A 22,808-nucleotide genomic window follows, 5' to 3' on the forward strand; every position below is an offset into this window, starting at 1 on the left:
CATCGACCGCATGGCTGTTCTACCCGACATGCGACTTCGAATTCATGTTTTGGGTGGGTTTCTTGTATTTCCTCCGGGTAGACGCGCTGGCGTCAGCACTGGGACACGAGAGGAGGGCGGTCATGCCCCGAGGATCCAGCCCCAAGCGCGAGCGCCAGTACGAGCACATCAAGGACAGCGCGCTCGACCGGGGTGAGAGCGAGAAGCGGGCCAAGGAGATCGCCGCCCGTACGGTCAACAAGGAACGCGCCCGGCACGGCGAGTCGAAGACCGCGAGCCGTACCTCGACCCACGACATGTCGTCGAGCCGGCGCGGTGGGCAGCGCTCCCACACGGGTGCCCAGGGCCCGACCTACGACCAGCTGTACAACGAGGCCAAGCACCGCAACATCAAGGGCCGTTCGAAGATGAACAAGAACGAACTGGCCGACGCGCTGGGCCGCTGAGCGCGCCCGGCGCCCCGTCGACGAGGTCCGCGAGGTTCCGCCATGACCATTCCGACACCCCCGGATCCGGACACCGAGCCGATCCCCCACCCCTACCCGGCACCCCGGCCGGGCGAGGACCCCGATCCGGCGCCCCCGCCCGTCCCGCCGTTCCCGATGCCCGACCCCGACCCGGCACCGCCCATCGAACCGCACCCCGGACAGCGCTGACGAGCCGTTCGGTCGAGCTCGGTTCGGCCGGGCTCATTCGCCGTCCGGTCCTCCGCTCCACTCCGCCGCGTCAGCCCCGCCCTTCCGGGCGGGGCTGACGCGGCGGTCGAGCGGGGAGGGCACCTCCAGCCAGACCGACTTCCCCGCGCCCGAGGGAACACTGCCCCAGGCACCGGCGAGCCGGTCCACCACCCGCAGACCGTGGCCGCCCGGCCGCCCCGGATCGGCGAAGGGACGCAGTCGCGGCCGCACCGGACTGGCGTCCATTACCTCCACCCGCAACCGGACACCGTCCCAGCGCAGCCGCAGCTCGCGCGGACCCCCGGGGGCGTGCAGGCAGGCGTTGGTGACCAGCTCCGAGACCATCAGCAGGACGTCCTCGGCGACGGCCTCCTGCTCGTCGTCGACGGTGGGCAACCAGTGCCAGGACCGCAGCGCCTCACGGCTGAACTCGCGGCTGCGCTGGACGGCGCCCTGGCTGCCGTCGAACACGAGCCGTCTGGTCTCCCCGGCGGCCGCTTGCGGTCCTGGTCCGGAGCGGTCCATGCCGAGCCCCCTCACACCATTCCGGGAGTTTCGTCCGCGTCCCCGGACTGCCCGTCGGCGGACTTCAATGCCGCGCTCAGGTCCGGATGGATCCGCAGCACGGTGTCGGCGCCGGTGATCGCGAACAGCCGGGCCACGATCGGGCGCGGGCTCGCGAGCTCCAGGCGCAGCCCCGCGGCCTCGGCCTCGATCCGGGCGTGCAGCAGGATGTTCAGACCGGTGGAGTCGCAGAACCGCAGGCCCGCGAGGTCGACCACGATCCGCTCGACGCCGTCGACGCCGTCGTCGCCCGGGTCGGCGAGCACCGTGCGCAGGCTGTCCGCCGAGTCGTGGTCCAGCTCCCCGGCGACGGTGACCACGCGCACCGGGCCGGCGCGCGCCACGGCGATGCGCAAGGCGCCCTGGGCCTGGTCCCCGTCGGCCCCGGTGGGTTCTTCGGCTGGCGGTGGCATGGCGCGCTCCCTGAGTGGTCGGGACGGCGACGTACCGTCCCGACCATCATGCCGCGCGGCGCGGACCGCCGAGCCCCCGGACGGACCCGTGGGGACGGTCGGGAAGGCCACTCGCTCCTCGTCCATGACCCGCGTTTGCCCGGACCGGTCGCGGCTACACGCCTGACGGACAGGAGGTGGAGGCGATCGGCATGGCGACGCCGGACAGCGAGCGCGGGCACCTTCCGCGGCCCCGGACCGGTCGGCGGGAGTCACCCGAGGAACGGGCGGACCGGCGCTGGGCCGAGCTGCTGCAGGAGGTGCGGGTGGCCCAGACCGGGTCGCAGATCCTCTTCGGGTTCCTGCTGAGCGTGGTGTTCATGCCGCGCTTCGGCCAACTCGGCGGTTTCGACCGGGGTCTGTACGTCTCGACGGTCGTCCTCGGGGCGCTCGCCACCGGCTCGCTGACCTCCCCGGTCGCCTACCACCGGATCTTCGCCGGGCGTCGGCTGAAGCCCGAACTGGTCGACGCCGCAGCCCGGTTGGTGGCCGTCGGGTTGGTACTGCTGGCACTGACGATCGGCGCGGCCCTGCTGCTCCTGCTGCGGGTGGCGACCGGGTCGGCGATCTCCGGCTGGATCACCGGCGTCGTCATGTTCTGGTTCGCGTCCTGCTGGCTGCTGCTGCCCATCCGGCACCTGCGCCGGCACGACGGCAAGTACACCCGGCCGCCGGACGACCCCGACACGGGCTCGGATCCGTGACGTTTCGGGGCCGCCCGCCCGGCAAGACGCCCCGCCATGACGAGACGCAAGCGTTCCAAGCCCCGCACCGTCGTCATCACCGGCGCCACGGCCGGGGTCGGCCGCGCCTGCGTACGGGCCTTCGCCACCGGGGGCGACCGGCTCGTGCTGGTCGCCCGCGGCATCGCCGGGCTGCGCGCCGCCTCGGCCGAGGCGGAGTCGGCGGGCTCGCCGGTGCGCACCATCCTGGCGGACGTGTCCGATCCGGAGGCCTGCGAGGCGGTGGCCGCCCGGGCCGAGGCGGAGTTCGGCCCGATCGACGTCTGGGTCAACGACGCCTTCGTCTCGGTGTTCGCACCCTTCACCGAGATCAGCGCCGCGGAATTCCGGCGGGTCACCGACGTCACCTATCTCGGCTACGTGAACGCCACCCGGGCCGCACTGAACCGGATGCTGCCGCGCGACCACGGCACGATCGTGCAGGTCGGCTCCGCGATCGCCTACCGGGGGATCCCGCTGCAGACGGCCTACAGCGGCGCCAAGCACGCCATCCAGGGCTGGCACGAGGCGCTGCGGTGCGAGTTGCTGGCCAGCGGATCGGGGGTGCGGGTGACCATGGTGCAGCTGCCGGCCGTCAACACCCCGCAGTTCGACTGGGTGCTGAACCGGCTGCGCGGCCGCGCCCGGCCCGTCCCGCCCGTCCTCCAGCCCGAGCTGGCCGCCCGGGCCGTCCGCTACGCCGCCGACCACCCCGGGCGCCGGGAGTACTGGGTCGGCGGCAGCACCGCGGCCACCCTGATCGCCAACGCGCTCGCCCCCGGCCTGCTCGACCGCTACCTGGCCCGCACCGGGATCGCCGCCCAGCAGGACGACGAACTGCACCGCGGCCAGGACCGGGCCAACCTCTGGGCCCCGGCGGACGCCGCCACGGACCACGGCGCCCACGGCCGGTTCGACCGGGAGGCCCGCGAGCACAGCGCCCAACTGTGGGCCTCCCAGCACCACGGGCTGCTCGCCGCCGGCGGGGCGGCCCTGCTCGGCGCCGCCGCCGGCGCCCTCGCCCGGGGGCGGTGAGCGGCGGTGCGCGGGACGACGCCCTGAGTCGGGCGCCGCGATGGAGCCGGCGGAGGCCCTGCGGCGGATCGCCTTCCTCCTGGAGTGGAACGGCGCCTCGACGTACCGCGTCCGGGCCTTCCACACCGCGGCCGACGCGCTCCGCGCCCTGCCGCCCGGCCCGGTGGACGCCGACCGGGCCCGCCGGCTGCGGGGCGTCGGACCGGTCACCGCCGAGGTGATCGCCCAGGCCTCGGCCGGCCGCACACCCGCCTACCTCGCCAAGCTGGAGGAGGCGGCGGGTCCCCAGGCGCGCGCCGGCTGGGAGCTGCTGGCGGCCGCACGCGGCGACTGCCACCTCCACTCCGACTGGTCAGACGGCGGCCACCCGATCGAGGAGATGGCGGACGCCGCCCGCGCGCTCGGGCACCACTGGGCCGTGCTCACCGACCACTCACCTCGGCTGACCATCGCCCACGGCCTCAGCCCCGAGCGGCTGCGGCTCCAGCTCGACGCCGTCGCCGCCTACAACGCCCGCGCCGGGGACTTCCGTCTGCTGACCGGGATCGAGTGCGACATCCTCGAGGACGGCTCGCTCGACCAGGAACCCGAACTGCTCGACCGCCTCGACCTGGTGGTGGCCTCCGTGCACTCCAAGCTGCGCGCGGACCGGGAGCCGATGACGGCCCGGATGGTCGCGGCGGTGCGCGAGCCCCGGACGAACGTGCTGGGTCACTGCACCGGGCGGATCGTCACCGGGCGCGGGCGGCCGCCGTCCAGTTTCGACGCCGAGGCGGTGTTCGCCGCCTGCGCCGCGGCCGGGACGGCGGTGGAGATCAACTGCCGTCCCGAGCGCCGTGATCCGCCCGACGAGCTGCTGCGGCTGGCCGCCGAGGCCGGCTGCCTGTTCGCCGTCGACACCGACGCCCACGCACCGGAGCAACTGCACTGGCTCACCTCCGGCTATGCCCGCGCCGCGCGCTTCGGCCTCGGCCCCGAACGGCTGGTCACCACCTGGCCGCGCGACCGGCTGCTGGCCTGGGCGGACGGCCGGCGCGGCTGATCGTCCGCACCGTTCAGGAGGTCGATGACCGCCCGCTCGACCTCCTCACCGGTGCCGGGCAGGCCCCGCCCCTCCCCCGGCGCGAGCGCCCGCAGGGCGGGGGCGATGGTGATGCCCCGGTCGTACAGCTCGAACAGGCGCGGGTTGAGGTAGGCGGCGCGGCAGACGGCGGGCGTGTCGCCCAGGTGGTCGGCCACCTCCCGGACCACCCGGGCCTCCGCGCGCCGGCGCGCGGCCGGCGGGAGCCCGGCTGACGGCCAGGAGACCGCCAGCCCGACGGCGGCCAGCACGGTGGCGTGCCAGGTGCGGAAGTCCTTGGCGGACAGGTCGGCGCCGCTGTGCTCGCGCAGGTAGGCGTTCAGGCGTGCGGCGTCGGCCTCCGTCCAGGTCCGGCCCTCCCGGAAGGCGAGCAGTCGCGGCCCCGGGTCGCGGCGGCGCAGCAGCGCCCGGACCACGCCGGCCACCGCGCGGTCCTCCAGGGTGAGGTCGCGCTCGCGGCCCGACTTGGCGCGGTAGGCGAAGCGCACCCGGCTGCCGCGCACCGCCACCTGGTCGCGGCGCAGGGTGGTGAGGCCGTACGAGCCGTTGGCGCGCTCGTAGCCGGGCGCGCCGATGCGGAAGAAGCCCAGGTCGAGCAGGCGCACGGCGCAGGCGAGCACGCGCTCGGGGCCGAGGCCGCGCCGGGCGAGGTCCTCCTCGACGCGTCGGCGCAGCCGGGGGAGGGCCGGGGCCGCGGCGAGGACGTGGTCGTGCTTGGCGGCCTCCTGCCGGACCCGGAACTCGGGGTGGTACAGGTACTGGCGGCGCCCGGCCGAGTCGGTGCCGAGGGCCTGGAGGTGCCCGCGGGGGTGGGGGCAGATCCACACGTCCGTCCAGGCCGGCGGGATCGCGAGCGCCTTCACCCGGGCGAGGGCCGCCGCGTCGCGCAGCGGGGCGCCGTCGGCGTCCCGGTAGGCGAAGCCCCGGCCCCGGCGCAGCCGCCGCCAGCCGGGGCCGTGCGGGTCCGCGGTGGTCAGTCTGGTCACGGTACGGCTGGTTCCCCCGGCGCGCCGGACCACACCGGGTTTGCGGCCGGGCCGACCGGACACACGCGGCAGGGTCGGACCCCGGGTCCGGAAGGAGGTACGACCGATGCGCGGCACGAGCCTGGCCGGACGGACGGCCCTGGTGACCGGCTCCTCCCGGGGGCTGGGTCTGCTGATCGCGGGGGAACTCGCGGAGCGCGGCTGCTCGGTGATGATCTGCGGCCGGGACGAACTGGCGCTGGAGCGGGCCCTGCGGCAGCTGCGCGGCCGCCGAGGAGAGGTGGCCGCGACGACCTGTGACCTGATGGACGCCGAGGCGCCGGCCCACCTGCTGGCGGCGGTGCGGGAACGCTTCGGCGCCGAGGTCGACCTGCTGGTCAACAACGCCGGCCTGATCCAGGTCGGCCCGGTCTCGACGATGCAGGAGCAGGACTTCCGCCGGGCGCACGAACTGATGGCGATGGCGGCGCTGCGGCTGGTCCAGGCGGTGCTGCCGTCGATGCGGGCCCGCGGCGCGGGGTCGATCGTGATGATCAGCTCGATCGGCGGGCGGATCCCGGCACCGCACCTGCTGCCGTACGTAAGCGCCAAGTTCGCGCTGACCGGGCTGTCGGAGGGCCTGTGCGCGGAGCTGGCGCAGTACGGGATCCGGGTCACCACCGTCCTGCCGGGGCTGATGCGCACCGGCTCGCAGACCGCCGCCGAGTTCGCCGGGCAGGCGGGCCGGGAGTACGCGTGGTTCGCGACCGCCGCCTCGCTGCCGCTGGTGTCGATGGACGCTGAGCGGGCCGCCCGGCGGATCGTCCGGGCGGCCGAGAGCGGACGGCGCGAGCTGGTGCTGACGCCGCTCGCCAAGGCCGCGGTGCTGGCGCACGGCGTCGCACCCGCCACCACGAACCGCCTGCTGGCCCTGACGGCACGGCTGCTGCCGGGGGCGGGTGGCGCCCCGGAGCACGGCGTGCCCGGCGTCCTGGCCGCGAGCCGGCACCCGCGCGGCGGCCCGGTCCACCGGCTGACCGCCCTGGGACGCCGGGCGAGCCGGGCCCACAACGAGCCGACGGCGTCATGACGGCGGCCCCGGTGTCCGTGGAACCGCCCCCCGCGTGGCTCGTGGAGTGTCCGGCGCCCGTCGGCCGGTGCCTGGTCTCCCTGGACGGTCCGCCGGGCCCGCACGGGCACCCGGTCTACCAGGACTGTGACGAACGGGTCCGGGCCGAGGTGGCACCCTGCGGCCTGGTCTACATGATCATGGTCGACGGCGGCCAGCCGTACCACCTCGCCCACCTCGACGGCCTGGTCGTCATGACCGGCCCGGACGGGCGGATCGTCCACGGGCTGCCCGCCCACGCCGAACCGTCGGGCGGCTGACGCCCCGGCCCGATGTGGAGTCCCCGGCGCGGAATCGCCCGGACGGAATCGCCGGGGCGGAATTCCCGGTGTGGATTCCCCGGCGCGGGGCAGACGCGCTGCCGGGGCGTCACCAGCCCCCGCCACGAGAGGAGTGCACCCGATGGGTACCGACGACAAGCTGCGCAACGCGGCGGAGAAGGTCCACGGCAAGGCCAAGGAGGCCGCCGGCAAGGCCACGGACGACCCGGGCGTCGAGGCCGAGGGCCGTGGCAAGCAGATGAAGAGCGACCTCAAGCAGGCCGCCGAGAAGGTCAAGGACGTCGGCAAGGACTGAGCCGGGCAGCCGGCGGCCGCCCCCGTGCGGCCGCCGGCCCGGTCCGACCGGAGGGAGAGCCAGTATGAAGGCCGTGACCTGGCACGGGCGCCGCGATGTCCGCGTCGACTCCGTCCCCGACCCGGTGATCCAGGAGCCCACGGACATCCTGGTGGAGGTCACCACGACCGGTCTCTGCGGATCCGACCTGCACCTGTACGAGGTCCTCGGGGCCTTCCTGGACGAGGGCGACATCCTCGGGCACGAGGCGATGGGCGTGGTGCGGGAGACGGGCAGCGCCGTGCACGCCGTCGAGCCGGGGGACCGCGTGGTCGTGCCGTTCAACGTCTCCTGCGGCACCTGCCACACCTGCGTGCAGGGCCTGCAGTCCCAGTGCGAGACCACCCAGGTGCACGCCTACGGTACCGGCGCGGCCCTCTTCGGCTACACCAAGCTCTACGGCCAAGTACCGGGCGGGCAGGCCGAGTTGCTGCGAGTCCCGTTCGGCAACACGCTGCCGATCACCGTCCCGCACGGGCCGCCGGACGACCGCTTCGTCCTGCTGTCCGACGTCCTGCCCACCGCCTGGCAGGCGGTCGAGTACGCGGAGATCCCGCCCGGCGGCAGCGTCGCCGTGCTCGGCCTCGGCCCGATCGGGGACATGTGCACCCGCATCGCCCGCCACCGCGGGGCAGGTACCGTGATCGGCGTCGACCTGGTGCCCGAGCGGCTGGAACGCGCCCGGAAGAACGGCGTCGAGGTGCTCGACCTCGCCCGGCACGGGTCCCGGGTGGTCGACACCGCCAGGGAGCTGACCGACGGCCGCGGCCCGCACTCCGTGATCGACGCGGTCGGCATGGAGGCCCACGGCTCCCCCGCCGCGACCGCCGCCCAGCGGATGACCTCGCTGCTGCCGGACGCGGTGGCCTCCCGGCTGATGACCCGGGTCGGCCTCGACCGGCTGCACGCCCTCCACCTGGCGGTGGACATGGTGCGCCGCGGCGGCACCATCTCGCTGTCCGGCGTCTACGGCGGGATGACCGACCCGCTGCCGATGATGACCATGTTCGACAAACAGCTGCGGCTGCGGATGGGACAGGCCAACGTCCTGCGCTGGACGGAGGACCTGCTGCCACTGCTCGGCGACGGCGACCCGCTGGGGGTGGAGGGCTTCGCCACCCACCACCTGCCGCTGACCGAGGCTCCGCACGCCTACGAGATGTTCCAACAGAAGCAGGACGGCGTGGTCAAGGTGCTCTTCCAGCCCTGACGCTCCCGGGCTTCGCACTGCCGGCCCGACCCGCCCGTCCCGCCCCAGGAGGTGAACGCGATGCACGAGCCGGGAAAGCCCGTTCCGAAGGACCCGCCGGTGCCGGTGGAGACCCCTGAGTCCCGGATGACCGGTGAGGGCGGACCGCCGCCCGCACCCGACGCGGGGAAAGGACCGCAGGACGGCCCGGAGTTCGAGGTGACGGAGCCGGCCCCGGAGTCGGAGCAGCCGTCCGCGGAGCCCGACGACCCGTCCGAGCCGCACGAGACCCCCGACTGAGCCGACCGGGCCGATCATCGGAGGTTTCGGCCCCGCCGTCCGGCGAACGGGTGGTCCGGTACGGCGATCGCGACCCCGGCGGCGTTGCGTGCGACACGCGTACGCCGATCGGACGGTAGACCTGGGGCGCCCGCCACGGCGGCGGGCGCCCCGACATCGAGGACTTGGGGGTGGTGCGATGCGGACGGCGGTCGAACTCCTGCTCTGGTGGGGGGTGTTGCTGTTGCTCAACACGGTACTGATCAGTTCGGTGACGCCCCTGGAGGTGGCGGTCGGCGGCGGCATCGCCGGCCTCGGCGCGGCCGGCGCCGTCGCGGTGCGACGCGCTTCCGGGGCCACCGTCGGTGGACGGGCCCGACTGGCCCACGCCCTCTGGGCGTACCCACGAACGCTGCTGGCCGACACCGGTCGGCTCGCGCTCGCCGTCCTGTCCCCGCGACACCGGCGCGGCGGCGGCTTCCGGACCGTCCGACTCGCCCCCGGCACCGGTGCGGCCTGGGCTGCGGCGCTGCTGTCCTCGACACCCGGCGCGTTCGCCGTGGACGCCGAGAACGGCGAGGTCGGCAGCCTCAGCGTGCACACGCTCGGCGACGAAGCCTCCGCGCTGGAGCGGGCGTTGACCGGAGAGGCCCCGTGAACGCCTGGCTGCTGACGGCCGCCCTCCTCGCCGTCGGCGCGATCGGCCCCTGCCTGCTGCTCGGGCTGCGCGGCGCCGCCGAGCAGCGCCTCGCCGCGCTCAACCTCACCGCCATGGTGACGTCCGTCGTCCTGCTGCTGCTCGCCCAGGGGTTCAGCCGCAGCTCCTACACCGACCTGGCGCTCGACCTCGCCGTGCTCGCACCCGCCGGGACGTTGGTGTTCACCCGCTTCCTGGCCGGAAGGGAGCGGTGATGGGCCGCCACACCCTCGCCCTGGTCCTGCTGGGCGCCGGCACCGCCGCACTGCTGCTCGCCGCGCTCGCCCTCGTCCTGCTGCCCGGCCCCTACCTGCGGCTGCACGCCCTCTCCCCCGCCGCCGCCCTGGGCGCCCCGCTGGTCGCCCTCGCCCTCGCGGTGGACACCGGGCCGGGCCGGGCGGCCGCGAAGCTGCTGGTGATCGGCCTGCTGCTGGCGGTCGGCGGGACCGTCACCACGATGGCCGTCGCCAGAACCACCGTCCGCGCCGAACGGGAGACGAAGCGGTGAACAACGCCCTGATCGTGATCGCACTGCTGCTGACCGCCATCACCGCGACCGCCGCCGCGCTCACCCGCAACCCGGTCCGGCAGGCGGCCGTCCTCGCCCTGCTCGGGCTCTGCCTCGCCCTCCTGTTCACCGTCCTCCAGGCCCCCGACGTCGCGCTCTCCCAACTCGGCGTGGGCAGCGCGATCACCCCGCTGCTGATCCTGCTGACCGTCCGCCGGGTGCGCCGCGAGGAACAGCCGGACGACCGTTCGGACAGCGGCGAGTGAGCCGCACCGCCCGACTGCGGCTCTTCCTGACCGCCGCAGCCGTCCTCGCCGCCGCCCTGATCACCGCCGCGACCCAGCTCCCCGGCTTCGGCGGGTCCCGGCACCCGTACGGGGAACGGGCGGTGGCCGCCGGACTGGCTCGGCAGACGGCCAACATCGTCTCCTCCGTCAACTTCGACCAGCGGGCCTTCGACACCCTCGGCGAGGAGTCGATCCTGTTCGGCTCGGTGCTCGGCGCGGGGATACTGCTGCGCCTGGCCCGGGACGAGCACAAGCGCCGCGCAGCCGCCGAACCCGTCCTGCCCAGCACCCGGCTGTTCGGCGCCACGATGCTGCCGGTCACCCTGCTGGCCGGCGGATACCTCGTCGCCCACGGCCAGTTGAGCCCCGGCGGCGGCTTCCAGGGCGGCGTGGTGCTGGCCACCGCCCTGCACCTGGCCTACGTCGCCGCCGACTACGTGGTGCTCAAGCGGATCCGCCCGCTCGCGGTGCTGGACGTGGCGGACGCCCTGGCCGCCGGGGCGTATGCCGGGCTCGGGCTGATCGGCCTCGCCCAGGGCGCCGCCTACCTGACCAACACCCTGCCGTTCGGCACCTTCAACCAGATGTCCTCCAGCGGGCTGGTCGCGGTGATCAACGCCGCCGTCGGGGTGGAGGTCGCCTCCGGCGTGGTGGTGCTGCTCGCGCACTTCCTGGACCAGGCGGTCGAAGTCGTCCCCCGAAGGAGTGACCGATGAACCCGCGGAGCCGGCACAGACCGCAGAGCCGACCGAACGGGCGGTGCCGACCGAACAAGCGGAGCAGGCAGAGCGGGCACAGCCGACGGCGCCGGGTGGACGCATGAGCGAGCGGAGCGAGGTGGACACATGAGCGTCTTCCCCTACCTGGTGGCCGGCTGGATCCTGCTCGCCGGCCTGTACGGGCTGGTCACCAGCCGCAATCTGGTGCATGCGGTCGGCTGCCTGGCCGTCGCGCAGTCCTCGACGTACGTCCTGCTGCTCGCCGTCGGCTACCGAAGCGGCGCCACCGCCCCCGTCTACTCCGACCTGCCGACCGACGCCCCGGTGGTCGACCCGGTCGTGCAGGCCCTCACGCTGACCGACATCGTGGTCGGGGCGACCGTCACCGCGCTGCTGCTCTCCCTGGTGATCCAACTGCGCAAGCGGCACGGCACGGTGGACCCGGAGGAACTCACCGGGCTGCGTGGGTGAGGCCGGGTGCGCACCGCGGACCTCCTCCCGCTGGCCGTCGCGATCCCGCTGCTGGGCGCGGCCGTTCTGGCCGTCGCCGGCCGGTGGCTGCCCCGCCCGGGCCGCGACGCCCTCGCCACCGTCTGGGCCGCCGCCGACGTCGTCTGCCTCTGCCTGCTGTGGGCCCGCACCGGTCCCGACAGCCGGGCGGTGTCCTGGCTGGGCGACTGGACGCCGGCGGGCGGCCACAGCGTGGGCATCGTCCTGGTCGCCGACCGGATCGGCAGTGGCCTCGCGCTGCTCGTCGCCGTCCTGGTCCTGGTCGTCCTGTGCTACTCCTGGAAGTACTTCGACGAACCCTCCGGTGAGCACGGCGGGATGTTCCCCGCCCTGCTGCTGCTCTTCGAGGCCGGGATGTGCGGCTTCGCGCTCACCGGGGACCTCTTCGACGCCTTCGTCTTCTTCGAGCTGATGGGCGCCGTCGCCTACGCGCTGACCGGCTACCGGATCGAGGACCCGCGGCCGCTGCAGGGGGCGCTCGCCTTCGGGCTGGTCAACTCGGCCGCCGCCTACCTCTCCCTGCTCGGCATCGGCCTGCTGTACGCCCGCACCGGGGAACTCGGCCTCGCCCAGATCGGGGCCGCCCTGGACGAACGGGCCGCGGCGGGACACGGCCGGGACGCCCTGGTCGTGATCGCGTTCGTCCTGGTGCTGGCCGGCCCCCTGGTGAAGGCCGCGGCGGCACCCTTCCACTTCTGGCTCCCGGACGCCCACGCCGTCGCGCCGAGCCCGGTGTGCATGCTGCTGTCCGGGGCGATGGTCGAACTCGGCGTCTACGGCGTGGCGCGCATCCACCGCGTGGTCTTCGCCGGAGCGGGCGGACTCCCGGACTCCGTCGTCCGGGACACCCTGCTCGCGCTGGGCGTCATCACCGCCCTGGTCGGCGCCGCGATGTGCTGGGAGCAGCGGCACCTCAAGCGGATGCTCGCGTTCTCCACCGTCGGCCACGTCGGCCTGTTCCTGATCGGCGCCGCCCTGCTGGATCCGGCCGGGCTGAGCGGCGCGGCGGTGTACGTGGCCGGCCACGCGGGCGCAAAGGCGGCCCTGTTCGGGCTCACCGGCGTCCTGCTCGACCGGTACGGCTCGGTGGACGAACACGGCCTGCACGGCCGGGCGCGCGAACTCCGGCTTCCCGGGCTGCTGTTCATCCTCGGTGCGCTCGCCCTGGCGGGACTGCCCCCGTACGGTACCGGCCTCGGCAAGGCTCTTGCCGAGGAAGCCGCCGGGCGTGAACTCGGCTGGCTGCCCACCGTGTTCGTGCTGGTCTCGGCGCTCACCGGCGGCGCGGTGCTGCGGGCCGGGCTGCGGGTCTTCGGCGGGTTCGGCCTTCCGCCCGTCGAGCGTCCCGAGGTGGCCGCGACCACCGGGGAGGGCGAGGAACCCGAGATCCGTCCGGCCGAGGGCCGGGTGCCGAAGCCGATGGTCGCCGTTCCCGCGCTGCTGCTGGCCGGATGCCTGGCCGTGGGGGTGCTGCCGGGAGTCGGGCGGGCGCTGGCGTCCGCGGCGACGGCGTTCACCGACCGGGCCGGCTACCTCGCCGACGTCCTCGGGCATCCCGGCCCGGCCCCCGGCCCGGCCCCCGCTCCCGAGGCCTGGTGGACGGCCTCCGGGGTCGGGCTGGGCCTGCTCTCCACGCTGCTGGCGGTCGGCTTCGCGACCGCGGCCGTGCGCCGCGACCCGAGGCGCGGCACCGGCGGGCTGTACCGGACGACGGTGCTGCCGCTGCGCCGCCTGCACTCCGGGCTGCTCGGCGACTACGTGGCGTGGCTCGCCGTGGGTCTGGCCGCGATGCTGGTGACGCTCATGGCCCAGCTGTGAGCGGGGCCGTTTCCGCCCCGCCCGCCGGGGGTAGCCGCGAGGACCGAATCGAGGCCGGCCGTCGTCAGGGAGGCGCCCCGTGGACGTGAACGGCGGCGGATCGGGCCGGCGCGGCCGCCACCCCGGGCCGCTCGGCAGCCGCCCGCCCCGGGTGGCGCCCCGTCCGGCCCGGGTGGCGCTCCGCCCGGGTCGCCCGGCGCCGCCCGGCGACCGCGTGCCCGCCGGGCTGCGGACCGCCGCCGGCTACGCCTGGCGGCTGGGCTTGCTCGGGGTGGTGGCGTACCTGGTCGTCGGCATCCTCGGCGAACTCCAGCTCCCGGTGATCGCGCTGTTCCTGGCCCTGGTCATCACCTCCGTGCTGCGCCCGCTGGTCGACCTGCTCGCCCGGGCGCTGCCCCGCTCGCTCGCCGTGCTGCTCGCGTTCCTGCTCGCCATGGTGGTCGTCGCCGGGGTCCTGGCCCTGGTCGGGACGAACGTCGCCGACGAGTGGAACCGGCTGAGCAACGAGCTGAGCGGGGGCCTCGGCCGGATCGACCACTGGCTCACCCGCGCCCCCTTCCACCTGCGCCCCGGCACCGTCACGGACCTGCGGGCCAAGATCGGAAACTGGATCTCCGCCCACCGCTCCGCACTGCTGAGCACGGCGCTCAGCGGGGCGAGCCGGGCCGTCGAGTTCGTCACCGGACTGGCCCTCGCGGTGTTCTGCTCGGTGTTCTTCCTGCATTCCGGCGACCGGATGTGGTCCTGGGCCGAGCGGCAACTGCCCGTCCGCGCCCGCCCGGTCCTCGGCCGGGCAGGGCAAGCCGCGTGGCACACCTTCGCCGGGTACACCCGGGGCGTGCTGATCGTGGCGGCGACCAACGCCGCGCTGGTCGGCATCGCCCTGGCGCTGCTGCGGGTGCCGCTGGTCCTGCCGCTGATCGTGCTGGAGTTCGTGGCCACGCTCATCCCGCTGATCGGCTCCCCGATCGCCCTGGCCATCGCCGCGCTGGTCGCCCTGGCGGCGCGCGGGCCGGTGGTCGCGCTGCTGGTGCTCGCCCTGATCGTGATCATCGGCCAGATCGAGGGACACCTGCTGCACCCGCTGGTGCTCGGCTGGTCGGTGCGCATCCACCCGGTGGCCATCGCCCTGTCGGTGACCGGCGGGGCCGTCCTGGCCGGGGTGCTGGGCGCGCTCGTCGCCGTGCCGGTGGTGTCGGTCGCCTGGGCGGTGCTCACCGAACTGCGGGACGGCGGGCGGGACGGCCCGAAGCGGGACGCCCCGGCACCGGACGGCCCAGCACCGGACGGCCCGAAGCGGGACGGCCCGAAGCGGGACGCCCCAGCACCGGACGGCACCGAGCGGCGCGGCTGAAGCGGCGGCCGCCGGCACCGAGGGACAGCCGCGCACCGGGCACCGCCCGTTCCGCGGCACCCCTCGCGGGTCAGCGGCCGTGGCGGCGCGGGACGCGCAGGGCCAGAAGGGCCACGTCGTCGTCGTTGTCCGGCGGGCGGACGCGCTCCAGCAGGCGGTCGCAGAAGGATTCCACGGGGTGGTGGGCGAGGGCCGCGGCGTGGCGGCGGAGCCGGGCCAGGCCCGGCTCGATGCCGCTGGCCCGGGATTCGATGAGGCCGTCGGTGTACAGCAGGAGCGTGGAGCCCGGCGGCAACCGCACGGAGGCGTCGGCCCGGGCGGCGCAGAGACCGCTGCCGAGGAGCAGGCTGCGCGGCGCCTGGAGGTAGTCGGCGCGGCCGTCGTACGTGACCAGCAGCGGCGGTGGGTGGCCCGCATTGGTCCACGTCCAGGTCCAGCCGCCGTCCGCGTCCGGGGTGAGGTGGCCCAGGATGAGGGTGGCGGTGGGCAGGTCGGTGATGCGGCCCATGGCCTGGTCGAGCTGCTCGACGACGCCGCTCGGCCGGCGCTGGTGGGACCAGGCGAGGGCACGGAGCATGTTGCGCAGCTGCGCCATGCCGGCGGCGGCCTCCAGGTCGTGGCCGACGACGTCGCCGATCACCAGGGCGGTGGCGTCCTCGGAGAGGCTGAAGGCGTCGTACCAGTCGCCCCCGACCTGGGAGGCGTCCGGCGCGGACAGGTACCCGGCGTGCAGCTCCACCCCCGGCACATCGGGGAGGCGGGGCAACAGGTGGCGCTGCATCGTCTCGGCGACCCGGCGCTGGCGCTGGTACAGACGCGAGTTCGAGATCGCCAGCCCCACCCGGCGGGTGATGTCCTCCAGCAGCGACAGGTCACGGGTGGCGAACGGCACGGGGCTGGCGCTGCGCCCCAGGGTGAGGGCGCCGAGGATCTCCCGCGCTCCGCGGATCGGCGCGATGGCGGCCGAGTGCATGCCGGTGGCGAGGAACAGCTCGCGTTGGACGACGGCGATGCCGGAGTCGGGCTCGCCCTGGTAGAGCCCCGGGTCGGCCAGGGAGGCCGCGGTTCCGCGCAGGGCACGCGACAGCGGCCGCGTGGACTGCTCGGTGAGGGCGGGCATCGGCCCCTCCAGCTGCGGGTGCCGGACCGCGCGGCCGTCCCGGTACTCGATCACCCGGGTGCGCCAGATGTCACCGCCGTCGTCGATGAGGTCCACCACCGCCCAGTCGGCCAACCGCGGCAGCACCAGCCCGGCCAGCCGGTCGACCGTCTCCTGCTCGTTCATGGTCGACGTCAGTGAGGTGGTGGTCTCGGCGAGCAGCGCGAGCCGTTCGAGCTCCGACAGCGTCCCCGGGGCGTTGACCGCCATGTCCTCCGCGCTGGGGTGGAACAGCACCAGGGCGACCGCGCCGTTCCCGCTCTCACCGTTCTCGCCGTTCGCACCGCTGCCGGCGCTGCCGCCGGGCCAGGGGGTGGCCGTCCAGTGCACGGGCAGAAGCAGGCCGTCGCCGCGCAGGAAGCACAGGTTCGAACCGCTGCACGCGGCCCGGGACAGCACGGCGTCCAGGACCGGGCACTGCGCCCGGGGGACCGCGCTCCCGTCCGGGCTGCGGTGCAGCAGCTCGTGGTGGTCGTGGCCGAGCGCGTCCGTACGGCTCAGCCGCAGCAGCCGGAGGCCGTGGTCGTTGACCGCGACGATCCGCCCGCTGCCGTCGACCAGGTAGCCGCCGAGGTCGCCGACCTCGGGAGCCACGCCTGACGGCGCCGCCGCTGCGGACTCCTGCCCTCGCATGGGTGCACCCTTCGCACATCGGTGGGAGGGGACGGAAAGGTACCCCCAGTAGATCAGGCCGTCGGATCCGCCCCTCCCGACGGCGGGCGGCACCGTGGTTCAACCGGTCTCTTCGACGATCAGACCGACCAACCCGGCACGGCCCCCCCGGCGCAGCGCGCGCCGTTGCCGGACGGCGCCGTTGCCGTCCCGGTGGAGGCGCCCGAGCAGCCAGGCCGCCCGGTCCCGGTCGCCGGTGGCCGTCAGGGTGTCGTCCAGCCTGGCGAGCAGGGCTCCGGTGACCTGTGGGGCGGGCGCCTGGCGGCCGGTGACCGGATCGTGCAGCATGCCCGTCATCCCGTGCCGGGCGGCGTACCAGCCCGCCGCTCGGATGAACTCGGGCTCGGACTGCGGAAGTTCGGGGAACAGACAGTCGGCGCCGGTGAGGGCGCTGGCGCACAGCGCCCGGACGAGCCCGGCGACCAGCACGGCCTCGTCCACCGTGAGCTGCACGTCCATGGCCCTGATCTCCACCGTGGGGTACCGCTCGGACAACCGGGCGTGCCAGTACAGCTGCCCGGTGTCCGCGATCAGCCCGTGGTCCACGAGGGCGTGGATGCGGCGGTCGTAGTCCGCGGCGCCGGCGAACGCGGGCGGCGGACCGGACACCCCCCACCGGTCGAAGACGACCGTGCGCCAGCTGGCGAACCCGGTGTCCCGACCGTGCCAGAAAGGGGAGTTCGCGCCGACGGCGGTGAGCACCGGCAGCCACGGCCGCAGGCCGTTGAGGACCCGTACGCCCGCTTCGCGATCCGGGACGCCGACGTGGACGTGCATGCCGTTGATCAGTTGCTCGTCGACGAGGGCCGGTGCGGCCCGCCGGAGCCTCAGGTAGCGGGGGGCGCGGGTGACGGGGACGCGCAGCCGGTCGGTGAAGGGCACCGAGCCGGTCGCCGCGAGGCGGCAGCCGCACGCCCGGGCCGCCTGGGCCAGACCGTGCCGCAGCCTCAGCAGGTGCCCGCCGACCTCGTCGAGACTGCGGCACACCGGGGTCGCGACCTCGATCTGCGCCTGGCTCAGCTCCCGCTGGACCTCGCCCTCGGTGAGGGCGCGTTGGCGGTTCGCGGCTGCCTGGACGTCGGCCGCACGGGCCACCGGCACGCCGCTGGTCGGATCGATGAGGACGTACTCCTCCTCCACGCCGATGGTCAGCACATCCGCACGGTTACCCTCCGGGCCCGGGTCGAACCGTCGGTCGGCGGGCCGACGGCCCCACCCTCGCCGTCCCGTTTCCTTCCGGCCCGTCCGGGCAGGCGCGGCCCATGGACCAGTCCCAAGCCCCCGTCCTCGAGGCCCTCGCGGCCTTCCACGCCAACCCGATGACCGGCTTCACGCCCCCCGGCCACCGACAGGGCCGTGGCACCGACCCGCGCGTCCTGCAGGCGCTCGGCGCCGAGGTGTTCCGCTCCGACGTCCTGGCGACGGGTGGCCTGGACGACCGGACGTCCTCCCGGGGCATCCTGGAGCACGCCCAGGAGCTGATGGCCGAGGCCGTCGGCGCCGACCACACGTTCTTCTCCACCTGCGGCAGCTCGCTGTCGGTGAAGGCCGCCATGCTGTCCGTCGCCGGCCCCCACGAGAAGCTGCTGGTCGGCCGTGATGTCCACAAATCCGTCGTGGCCGGCCTCATCCTCGCCGGAATCCGCCCGGCGTGGGTCGACCCCCAGTGGGACCCGGACCTGCACCTCGCGCACCCGCCCTCCGCCGACTCCGTCCGCGCCGCGTTCGAGCGGCACCCGGACGCCCGCGGCGCACTCGTCACCTCGCCCACGCCCTACGGCGCCTGTGCGGACCTCGCCGCGATCACCGAGGTCTGCCACCGCCAGGACGCCCCGCTGATCGTCGACGAGGCGTGGGGGGCGCACCTGCCCTTCCACCCGGAGCTGCCGAGGTGGGCCATGGACGCCGGCGCCGACGTGTGCGTGACCTCCGTCCACAAGATGGGGTCCGCCCTCGAACAGAGCTCGGTCTTCCACCTCCAGGGCGACCGGATCGACCCGGCCGTGCTCAGCCAGCGCGAGGACCTGCTCGGCACCACCAGCCCGTCCGTCCTGATCTACGCCGCCCTCGACGGCTGGCGCCGGCAGATGGTCCAGCACGGCCGCGACCTCTACGACCGGGCCCTGCACCTCGCCCAGGAACTCCGCCGGGACATCGACCGGCTGGACGGCCTGCACGTCCACGGCCGCGCGGACTTCTGCGGCGAGGGGCGCGCCGCCGACCTCGACCCGCTCCAGATCGTCATCGACATCTCCGCGCTCGGCACCACCGGCTACCGCGCCGGCGACTGGCTGCGCTCCCACCACCAGATCAACCTGCACGTGTGCGACCACCGCCGGATCAGCGCCCAGCTCAGCCACGCCGACGACAGCACCACCACGCAGGTCCTCCTCGACGCCCTCACCGAACTCGCCGACATCGCGCCCACCCTGCGCCCCGCCGGCCGGGTCCACGTCCCCGACCCCGCCGAACTGCGCCTCGAACAGGTGCTGCTGCCCCGCGACGCCTTCTTCGGGCCCACCGAGCAGGTCCCCGTCGAGAAGGCCGCCGGCCGGATCGCCGCCGAGATGCTCACCCCGTACCCGCCCGGCATCCCCGCCGCCCTGCCGGGCGAGCGGCTCAACGGCGAGGTGATCCGCTACCTGCGCACCGGCATCGAGGCCGGCATGCTCGTCCCGGACGCCGCGGACCCCGGCCTGGACACCGTCCGGGTGGCTGTCGAGGAGTAGAGCCGACCGAGGAGTAAAGCCGACCACCCGGCGACCACCCGATAGGGCGAATCCGCGATCGCGCATGGCGGGTCGCTGGGACAGCGAGGGCCTCACCCCTGATCATGCCCAGGGCGGCTGGAAGGCCGCCATCAGGGGGCGGGCCCGCGGGCGGGTGCGTCCACTCCGAAGCCGAGTCCATCGGGAGAAGACGCATGAAGATCGCCGTCCGGGGCGCGCTGCTGGCCGCCGCCGTGCCCCTGTTCGCCGTCGTGCCGCTGCTGACCGGGGCCCCGAACAGGGCCGAGGCCGCCGCGCCCGCGATCGACGCCACCTGCGTGCTGAAGGGGCACGGCGTCTTCGCCCACGCCGTCGGCCCGGGCGGGACCAACCTCCCCGTGCCCGACACCCTGGCCATGACCGGCACCGCGTCCTGTACGGACGCCGCCGGCGCCGACGCGGGCACCGGCACCTTCGAGCGGACCGTCACCATGCCGGCCACCGAGTGCACCGGCGACGAACACGGCGACACCTCGACCACGACCGTCCACTGGACCGACGGGACGGTCTCCACCTTCCGGTTCGACCGGACCGACGTCGTCAAGGTGAACGGCACCGCCTCGCTGGTCGTCACCGGCGCCGTCACCCCCGACAGCACGCGCTTCGCGGGCGACACCGTCAACGCCATCGGCACCAGCTCGGGGACCGGCTGCGGCACCCCCGCCGGGGAGACCGCCCTCGACTCGACCCTGGTGCTGCGCCTCACCCACTGAACGACCAGCCCGGCGACGGACGCCCACCTCGAACACGAAGGAAGACCCGACATGCCGCTCCCCTCCGCCGAGCCGCAGACGGCCCCGGCCGATCCCGCAAGCCCGAAGGCCCGTGTCTACGCGATGCTGGACACCGACGGGGACGGCGTCGCCTCCCGGCACGACTACTTCGTCCGCATCGAGCGGGCCCAGCGGGCGACCGGCCGCGCCGACGACGATCCCCTGGTCGTCGCCGCCCGTGCCGCCGGCGAGCGGGCCTGGGCCGCGATGGACGCCAACGGCGACGGCGTGATGACCTACCAGGAGTACGCCGCCTGGGTGGACGCCGACAAGTTCGACAACGTCTGCCAGTACGCCCTGGGCGCTCTGTTCGACCTCGCCGACGCCGACCGGGCCGGCACCCTGGACCGGACGCAGTTCACCGCACTGCGCCGCGCTCTGGGCAACCGGGCCGACAACGCCGACGCGGCGTTCGACGCGCTGGACGGCGACGGGGACGGACGCATCAGCCGCCAGGAGTACCTGGCGGCGATCCGTGCGTACGTCACGGGCGACGGCTCGCCGATGGGCGACGCCCTGTACTGACCGCCCCACCCCCAGCCGGGCCGGAGCGCGCGACGCGCTCCGGCCCGCGCGCACCGCGTGTCAGCGGGTCTCGATGACGACCTTCTCGAGGACGACGTCCTGCACCGGACGGTCGTTGCGGGGGTTCGTCTCCGTCGTGGCGATCGCGTCGACGACCCGCCGGCCGGCCTCGTCGGCGACCTCACCGAAGATGGTGTGCTTGCCGGTGAGCCAGGTGGTCGGTCCGACGGTGATGAAGAACTGGGAGCCGTTGGTCCCCGGCCCGGCGTTGGCCATGGCCAGCAGGTAGGGCTTGGTGAACGCCAGGTCCGGGTGGAACTCGTCCTCGAACTCGTAGCCCGGTCCCCCGGTGCCGTTGCCCAGGGGATCGCCGCCCTGGATCATAAAGCCCTCGATGACCCGGTGGAACACCGTCCCGTCGTAGAGCGGCTCGTTGCTCGGCCGGCCGGTGTTCGGGTCGGTCCACTGCCGCTCGCCCGTGGCGAGCTCCACGAAGTTGCGGACGGTCTTGGGCGCGTGGTTCGGCATCAGCCGGATCCCGATGTCGCCCTTGGTGGTCTTCAGCGTCGCGTACAGCTCTTCCGCCATCACATGTCCTTCGGTAGGTCCGATCGGTGCGGTCAGTCTCGTGGGCGGACGGAGGGGTTCAGAAGCGACGACACGGCATCTCACCCGCACGAGTGGCCGGGGCACCGGGACGCGACGGCACGAGCGGGCCCGGTCACGCCCCGGTCGTCAGCCCGTCACACACCCGCCCAGCGGCGCAGGGTGGCGGTCGCCACCTCGGCGTCCGCGGCGGGCAGTTGGGCGATCCGCACCGAATGCGTCCCGCCCGGCACCTCGAAAGTGTACGAGTCCCGGGAGCCGCTCCCGAGTCGGAACGGCTCGGCGACCGACGGGTCCGCGGCGCCGTTGACGAACATCAGGTGATCGCCGCGGGTGCGAACCCAGCGGTCCACGTCGCGCATCGCCTGCGGCTGGTAGTGCAGGGGGACGTCGCGGGGGACGAAGGTGCGCGGCTCGGTGGCGCCGGGGTAGCGGATCAGGTCGGTCAGGCGGTCGGTGTCGACCGGGAAGTAGCCGAGCTGGGTGCCGAGTTGGTAGAAGTACGGAATGAACTCGGTGGCCACCGCGTCGGCGTAGACGGGCAGTTGGGCGACGCTGAAGAGCCAGTCGTACAGCGCGTCGTCGGAGGCGTCCGCGGGCGGCACCGCCGGGCAGGCGGTCTGGCCACGCCCCTGCCAGAACATGAACGGCGCGCGCAGGACGGCGGCCTCGAACGCCTTGTCCGCGCTGCCGACCAGCCGGAAGCCGTCGCCCCGGGAGTTGGCCCACGCCTGGTAACGGGCGACCAGCGCGGTGCGGCGCTCCAACAGGGCGCGCTGCGCGGCCTGCAGGGCGTTGCGGCACTCGGGGGTGCCGACCGTGCGCAGGAAGTCCAGGTAGGCGGAGTCCTCGCGGTCGTCGACGTTGTTCGGCGCCGAGTAGGCGACCGATCCGGCCACGTCCTGGGGGTAGAACCGGCGGTGGTAGACGGTGGTCATGCCGCCTTTGCTGCCGCCGGTGGAGATCCACGGCGCCCGGTAGACGGCGCGCAGCGCCTCGATGACGTGGTGGTGGTCGGCGGCGGCCTGCTGGATGTCGAGGTCGTTCCAGTCGGCGGGCTCGGGCCGGGAGGTGCCGAAGAACCGCTGCTCGGTGCTCACCTGGTTGCCGTCCAGCAGTTCGGCGGGTTCCGAGCGGTACTGACTGGTGGAGACGGTGTAGCCGCTGGTGTAGAGCACGGTCGGGCGGTCGGTGCCCCGGTGCAGGAGGGTGAGCCGTTGCTCGAAGCCGCCCCGCTCGGGGTGGCGGTGGTCGGCGGGCTGGTGCAGCGTCAGGACGAAGAAGCGCAGACCGGGCGCGGCGGGCTTCTCCTCCACGATCCGCAGCCCCGGCACCGCCTCGATGGCGGCGCGGATGTCGCCGGGTGCGCCCTGCACCGCCACGGCGGGCACCGCAGCCGCTCCGGCCAGCACCGCCACCGCCACCGCCTGGGCCACCGTCCGGGCCGCCAGTCGTCCGATTCGCCTGCGCAGCATGGGTCTTCCTCCCCGGTCGTCGTTGATCTCCAGTCAACCGGGGCGGCGGTCTGCGCGGATCCCGCCGAAGAGGGTTCCGCCTCCCTCCCGGGAGGGAGCTGCCGCGGGGAGTCCCCATCAGCGGACCGGGGGGGGGGGGGGGGGGGGGGGGGGGGGGGAGGGGGGGGGGGGGGGGGGGGGGGGGGGGGGGGGGGGGGGGGGGGGGGGGGGGGGGGTTTCGCGGTGGGGT

28 protein-coding genes are annotated in these 22,808 nt (G+C 74.5%); 21 read left to right on the top strand and 7 right to left on the bottom strand.

What is annotated here, in order from left to right:
• Nucleotides 1-122: 122 nt before the first annotated feature.
• Together ACZ4WV_RS24220 and ACZ4WV_RS24225 are read left to right on the top strand one after the other, a co-directional pair.
• Nucleotides 123-446 (top strand): plasmid stabilization protein, encoded by a 324-nt coding sequence (locus ACZ4WV_RS24220; protein ID WP_465750031.1) that lies wholly within the window; start codon nucleotides 123-125, stop codon nucleotides 444-446.
• Between the two features lie 42 nt (nucleotides 447-488).
• Nucleotides 489-656, top strand: coding sequence for a hypothetical protein (locus ACZ4WV_RS24225; RefSeq protein WP_465750033.1), 168 nt, complete (start codon nucleotides 489-491; stop codon nucleotides 654-656).
• Between the two features lie 33 nt (nucleotides 657-689).
• Here the strand turns inward: ACZ4WV_RS24225 and ACZ4WV_RS24230 are convergent, their stop codons facing one another.
• On the bottom strand, nucleotides 690-1,202 hold the full coding sequence (locus ACZ4WV_RS24230) for an ATP-binding protein (protein WP_465750035.1): 513 nt from the start codon (nucleotides 1,200-1,202) through the stop codon (nucleotides 690-692).
• Nucleotides 1,203-1,213: 11 nt separating this feature from the next.
• Nucleotides 1,214-1,654 carry an STAS domain-containing protein gene (locus ACZ4WV_RS24235; RefSeq protein ID WP_465750037.1) on the bottom strand — a complete coding sequence of 147 codons (441 nt, stop codon included), beginning with the start codon at nucleotides 1,652-1,654 and terminating at the stop codon, nucleotides 1,214-1,216.
• 191 nt (nucleotides 1,655-1,845) lie between these two features.
• On the opposite strand from ACZ4WV_RS24235, the gene ACZ4WV_RS24240 reads away from it, so the two are divergent.
• Genes ACZ4WV_RS24240 through ACZ4WV_RS24250 form a run of 3 tightly spaced genes read left to right on the top strand, consistent with a single transcriptional unit; the run spans nucleotide 1,846 to nucleotide 4,492 of the window.
• Nucleotides 1,846-2,397 (top strand): DUF6328 family protein, encoded by a 552-nt coding sequence (locus tag ACZ4WV_RS24240; RefSeq protein WP_465750039.1) that lies wholly within the window; start codon nucleotides 1,846-1,848, stop codon nucleotides 2,395-2,397.
• A 36-nt stretch (nucleotides 2,398-2,433) separates the two neighbouring features.
• On the top strand, nucleotides 2,434-3,450 hold the full coding sequence (locus ACZ4WV_RS24245; protein ID WP_465750041.1) for an SDR family oxidoreductase: 1,017 nt from the start codon (nucleotides 2,434-2,436) through the stop codon (nucleotides 3,448-3,450).
• Nucleotides 3,451-3,490: 40 nt separating this feature from the next.
• Nucleotides 3,491-4,492 (top strand): PHP domain-containing protein, encoded by a 1,002-nt coding sequence (locus ACZ4WV_RS24250; protein WP_465750043.1) that lies wholly within the window; start codon nucleotides 3,491-3,493, stop codon nucleotides 4,490-4,492.
• On the opposite strand, the gene ACZ4WV_RS24255 is transcribed toward ACZ4WV_RS24250, so the two are convergent.
• Nucleotides 4,393-5,517, bottom strand: a complete 1,125-nt coding sequence (locus tag ACZ4WV_RS24255) for a DNA topoisomerase IB (protein ID WP_465750045.1) — start codon at nucleotides 5,515-5,517, stop codon at nucleotides 4,393-4,395. The two genes, ACZ4WV_RS24250 and ACZ4WV_RS24255, sit on opposite strands and share 100 nt — an antisense overlap.
• 106 nt (nucleotides 5,518-5,623) lie before the next feature.
• Here ACZ4WV_RS24255 and ACZ4WV_RS24260 point away from each other — a divergent pair, with 106 nt between their 5' ends.
• The 13 genes from ACZ4WV_RS24260 to ACZ4WV_RS24320 all read left to right on the top strand — a co-directional run bounded on the left by ACZ4WV_RS24260 (nucleotide 5,624) and on the right by ACZ4WV_RS24320 (nucleotide 14,601).
• Nucleotides 5,624-6,586, top strand: coding sequence for an SDR family NAD(P)-dependent oxidoreductase (locus tag ACZ4WV_RS24260; protein WP_465750047.1), 963 nt, complete (start codon nucleotides 5,624-5,626; stop codon nucleotides 6,584-6,586).
• On the top strand, nucleotides 6,583-6,885 hold the full coding sequence (locus ACZ4WV_RS24265) for a hypothetical protein (RefSeq protein WP_465750049.1): 303 nt from the start codon (nucleotides 6,583-6,585) through the stop codon (nucleotides 6,883-6,885). The genes ACZ4WV_RS24260 and ACZ4WV_RS24265 overlap by 4 nt, the downstream gene beginning before the upstream one ends.
• A 142-nt stretch (nucleotides 6,886-7,027) precedes the next feature.
• On the top strand, nucleotides 7,028-7,201 hold the full coding sequence (locus ACZ4WV_RS24270) for a CsbD family protein (RefSeq protein ID WP_465750051.1): 174 nt from the start codon (nucleotides 7,028-7,030) through the stop codon (nucleotides 7,199-7,201).
• Between the two features lie 64 nt (nucleotides 7,202-7,265).
• Entirely contained in the window at nucleotides 7,266-8,450 is a 1,185-nt protein-coding gene (locus tag ACZ4WV_RS24275) for an alcohol dehydrogenase catalytic domain-containing protein (protein WP_465750053.1), read from the top strand.
• Between the two features lie 60 nt (nucleotides 8,451-8,510).
• Complete coding sequence (locus tag ACZ4WV_RS24280) at nucleotides 8,511-8,729, top strand: hypothetical protein (RefSeq protein WP_465750055.1); 219 nt, start codon at nucleotides 8,511-8,513, stop codon at nucleotides 8,727-8,729.
• Between the two features lie 178 nt (nucleotides 8,730-8,907).
• Nucleotides 8,908-9,366 carry a hypothetical protein gene (locus ACZ4WV_RS24285; protein WP_465750057.1) on the top strand — a complete coding sequence of 153 codons (459 nt, stop codon included), beginning with the start codon at nucleotides 8,908-8,910 and terminating at the stop codon, nucleotides 9,364-9,366.
• Nucleotides 9,363-9,620: a monovalent cation/H+ antiporter complex subunit F gene (locus ACZ4WV_RS24290; protein WP_465750059.1), complete on the top strand. Its 258-nt coding sequence runs from the start codon at nucleotides 9,363-9,365 to the stop codon at nucleotides 9,618-9,620. Before ACZ4WV_RS24285 ends, ACZ4WV_RS24290 begins: the two co-directional genes overlap by 4 nt.
• A complete protein-coding gene (locus tag ACZ4WV_RS24295; protein ID WP_465750061.1) occupies nucleotides 9,620-9,913 on the top strand; it encodes a monovalent cation/H(+) antiporter subunit G in 294 nt (97 codons plus the stop codon). Before ACZ4WV_RS24290 ends, ACZ4WV_RS24295 begins: the two co-directional genes overlap by 1 nt.
• A complete protein-coding gene (locus ACZ4WV_RS24300; protein ID WP_465750063.1) occupies nucleotides 9,910-10,179 on the top strand; it encodes a Na(+)/H(+) antiporter subunit B in 270 nt (89 codons plus the stop codon). The genes ACZ4WV_RS24295 and ACZ4WV_RS24300 overlap by 4 nt, the downstream gene beginning before the upstream one ends.
• Nucleotides 10,176-10,916, top strand: a complete 741-nt coding sequence (locus tag ACZ4WV_RS24305; RefSeq protein WP_465750065.1) for an MnhB domain-containing protein — start codon at nucleotides 10,176-10,178, stop codon at nucleotides 10,914-10,916. The genes ACZ4WV_RS24300 and ACZ4WV_RS24305 overlap by 4 nt, the downstream gene beginning before the upstream one ends.
• A 129-nt stretch (nucleotides 10,917-11,045) precedes the next feature.
• Nucleotides 11,046-11,390 (top strand): sodium:proton antiporter, encoded by a 345-nt coding sequence (locus tag ACZ4WV_RS24310; protein WP_465750067.1) that lies wholly within the window; start codon nucleotides 11,046-11,048, stop codon nucleotides 11,388-11,390.
• Between the two features lie 6 nt (nucleotides 11,391-11,396).
• Complete coding sequence (locus tag ACZ4WV_RS24315; protein WP_465750069.1) at nucleotides 11,397-13,247, top strand: complex I subunit 5 family protein; 1,851 nt, start codon at nucleotides 11,397-11,399, stop codon at nucleotides 13,245-13,247.
• 79 nt (nucleotides 13,248-13,326) lie between these two features.
• Nucleotides 13,327-14,601 (top strand): AI-2E family transporter, encoded by a 1,275-nt coding sequence (locus ACZ4WV_RS24320; protein WP_465750071.1) that lies wholly within the window; start codon nucleotides 13,327-13,329, stop codon nucleotides 14,599-14,601.
• A 70-nt stretch (nucleotides 14,602-14,671) separates the two neighbouring features.
• Here ACZ4WV_RS24320 and ACZ4WV_RS24325 read toward each other — a convergent pair whose 3' ends face one another.
• Both ACZ4WV_RS24325 and ACZ4WV_RS24330 read right to left on the bottom strand, forming a co-directional pair.
• Nucleotides 14,672-16,393 (bottom strand): PP2C family protein-serine/threonine phosphatase, encoded by a 1,722-nt coding sequence (locus ACZ4WV_RS24325; RefSeq protein ID WP_465750072.1) that lies wholly within the window; start codon nucleotides 16,391-16,393, stop codon nucleotides 14,672-14,674.
• A gap of 99 nt (nucleotides 16,394-16,492) precedes the next feature.
• Nucleotides 16,493-17,587, bottom strand: coding sequence for a carboxylate-amine ligase (locus tag ACZ4WV_RS24330; RefSeq protein WP_465750074.1), 1,095 nt, complete (start codon nucleotides 17,585-17,587; stop codon nucleotides 16,493-16,495).
• A 107-nt stretch (nucleotides 17,588-17,694) separates the two neighbouring features.
• Here ACZ4WV_RS24330 and ACZ4WV_RS24335 point away from each other — a divergent pair, with 107 nt between their 5' ends.
• The 3 genes from ACZ4WV_RS24335 (at nucleotide 17,695) to ACZ4WV_RS24345 (ending at nucleotide 20,498) form a co-directional block, all read left to right on the top strand.
• Nucleotides 17,695-19,161 carry an aminotransferase class I/II-fold pyridoxal phosphate-dependent enzyme gene (locus ACZ4WV_RS24335; protein WP_465750076.1) on the top strand — a complete coding sequence of 489 codons (1,467 nt, stop codon included), beginning with the start codon at nucleotides 17,695-17,697 and terminating at the stop codon, nucleotides 19,159-19,161.
• 194 nt (nucleotides 19,162-19,355) lie between these two features.
• On the top strand, nucleotides 19,356-19,913 hold the full coding sequence (locus ACZ4WV_RS24340; protein WP_465750078.1) for a hypothetical protein: 558 nt from the start codon (nucleotides 19,356-19,358) through the stop codon (nucleotides 19,911-19,913).
• Between the two features lie 51 nt (nucleotides 19,914-19,964).
• Nucleotides 19,965-20,498 (top strand): EF-hand domain-containing protein, encoded by a 534-nt coding sequence (locus ACZ4WV_RS24345; RefSeq protein ID WP_465750080.1) that lies wholly within the window; start codon nucleotides 19,965-19,967, stop codon nucleotides 20,496-20,498.
• Between the two features lie 60 nt (nucleotides 20,499-20,558).
• Here the strand turns inward: ACZ4WV_RS24345 and ACZ4WV_RS24350 are convergent, their stop codons facing one another.
• Nucleotides 20,559-21,086 carry a peptidylprolyl isomerase gene (locus tag ACZ4WV_RS24350; protein ID WP_465750082.1) on the bottom strand — a complete coding sequence of 176 codons (528 nt, stop codon included), beginning with the start codon at nucleotides 21,084-21,086 and terminating at the stop codon, nucleotides 20,559-20,561.
• 155 nt (nucleotides 21,087-21,241) lie between these two features.
• Nucleotides 21,242-22,579 (bottom strand): S28 family serine protease, encoded by a 1,338-nt coding sequence (locus ACZ4WV_RS24355; RefSeq protein ID WP_465750084.1) that lies wholly within the window; start codon nucleotides 22,577-22,579, stop codon nucleotides 21,242-21,244.
• Nucleotides 22,580-22,808: the final 229 nt, after the last annotated feature.

The sequence above is a fragment of the Kitasatospora sp. NPDC029312 genome (genome assembly GCF_055569215.1).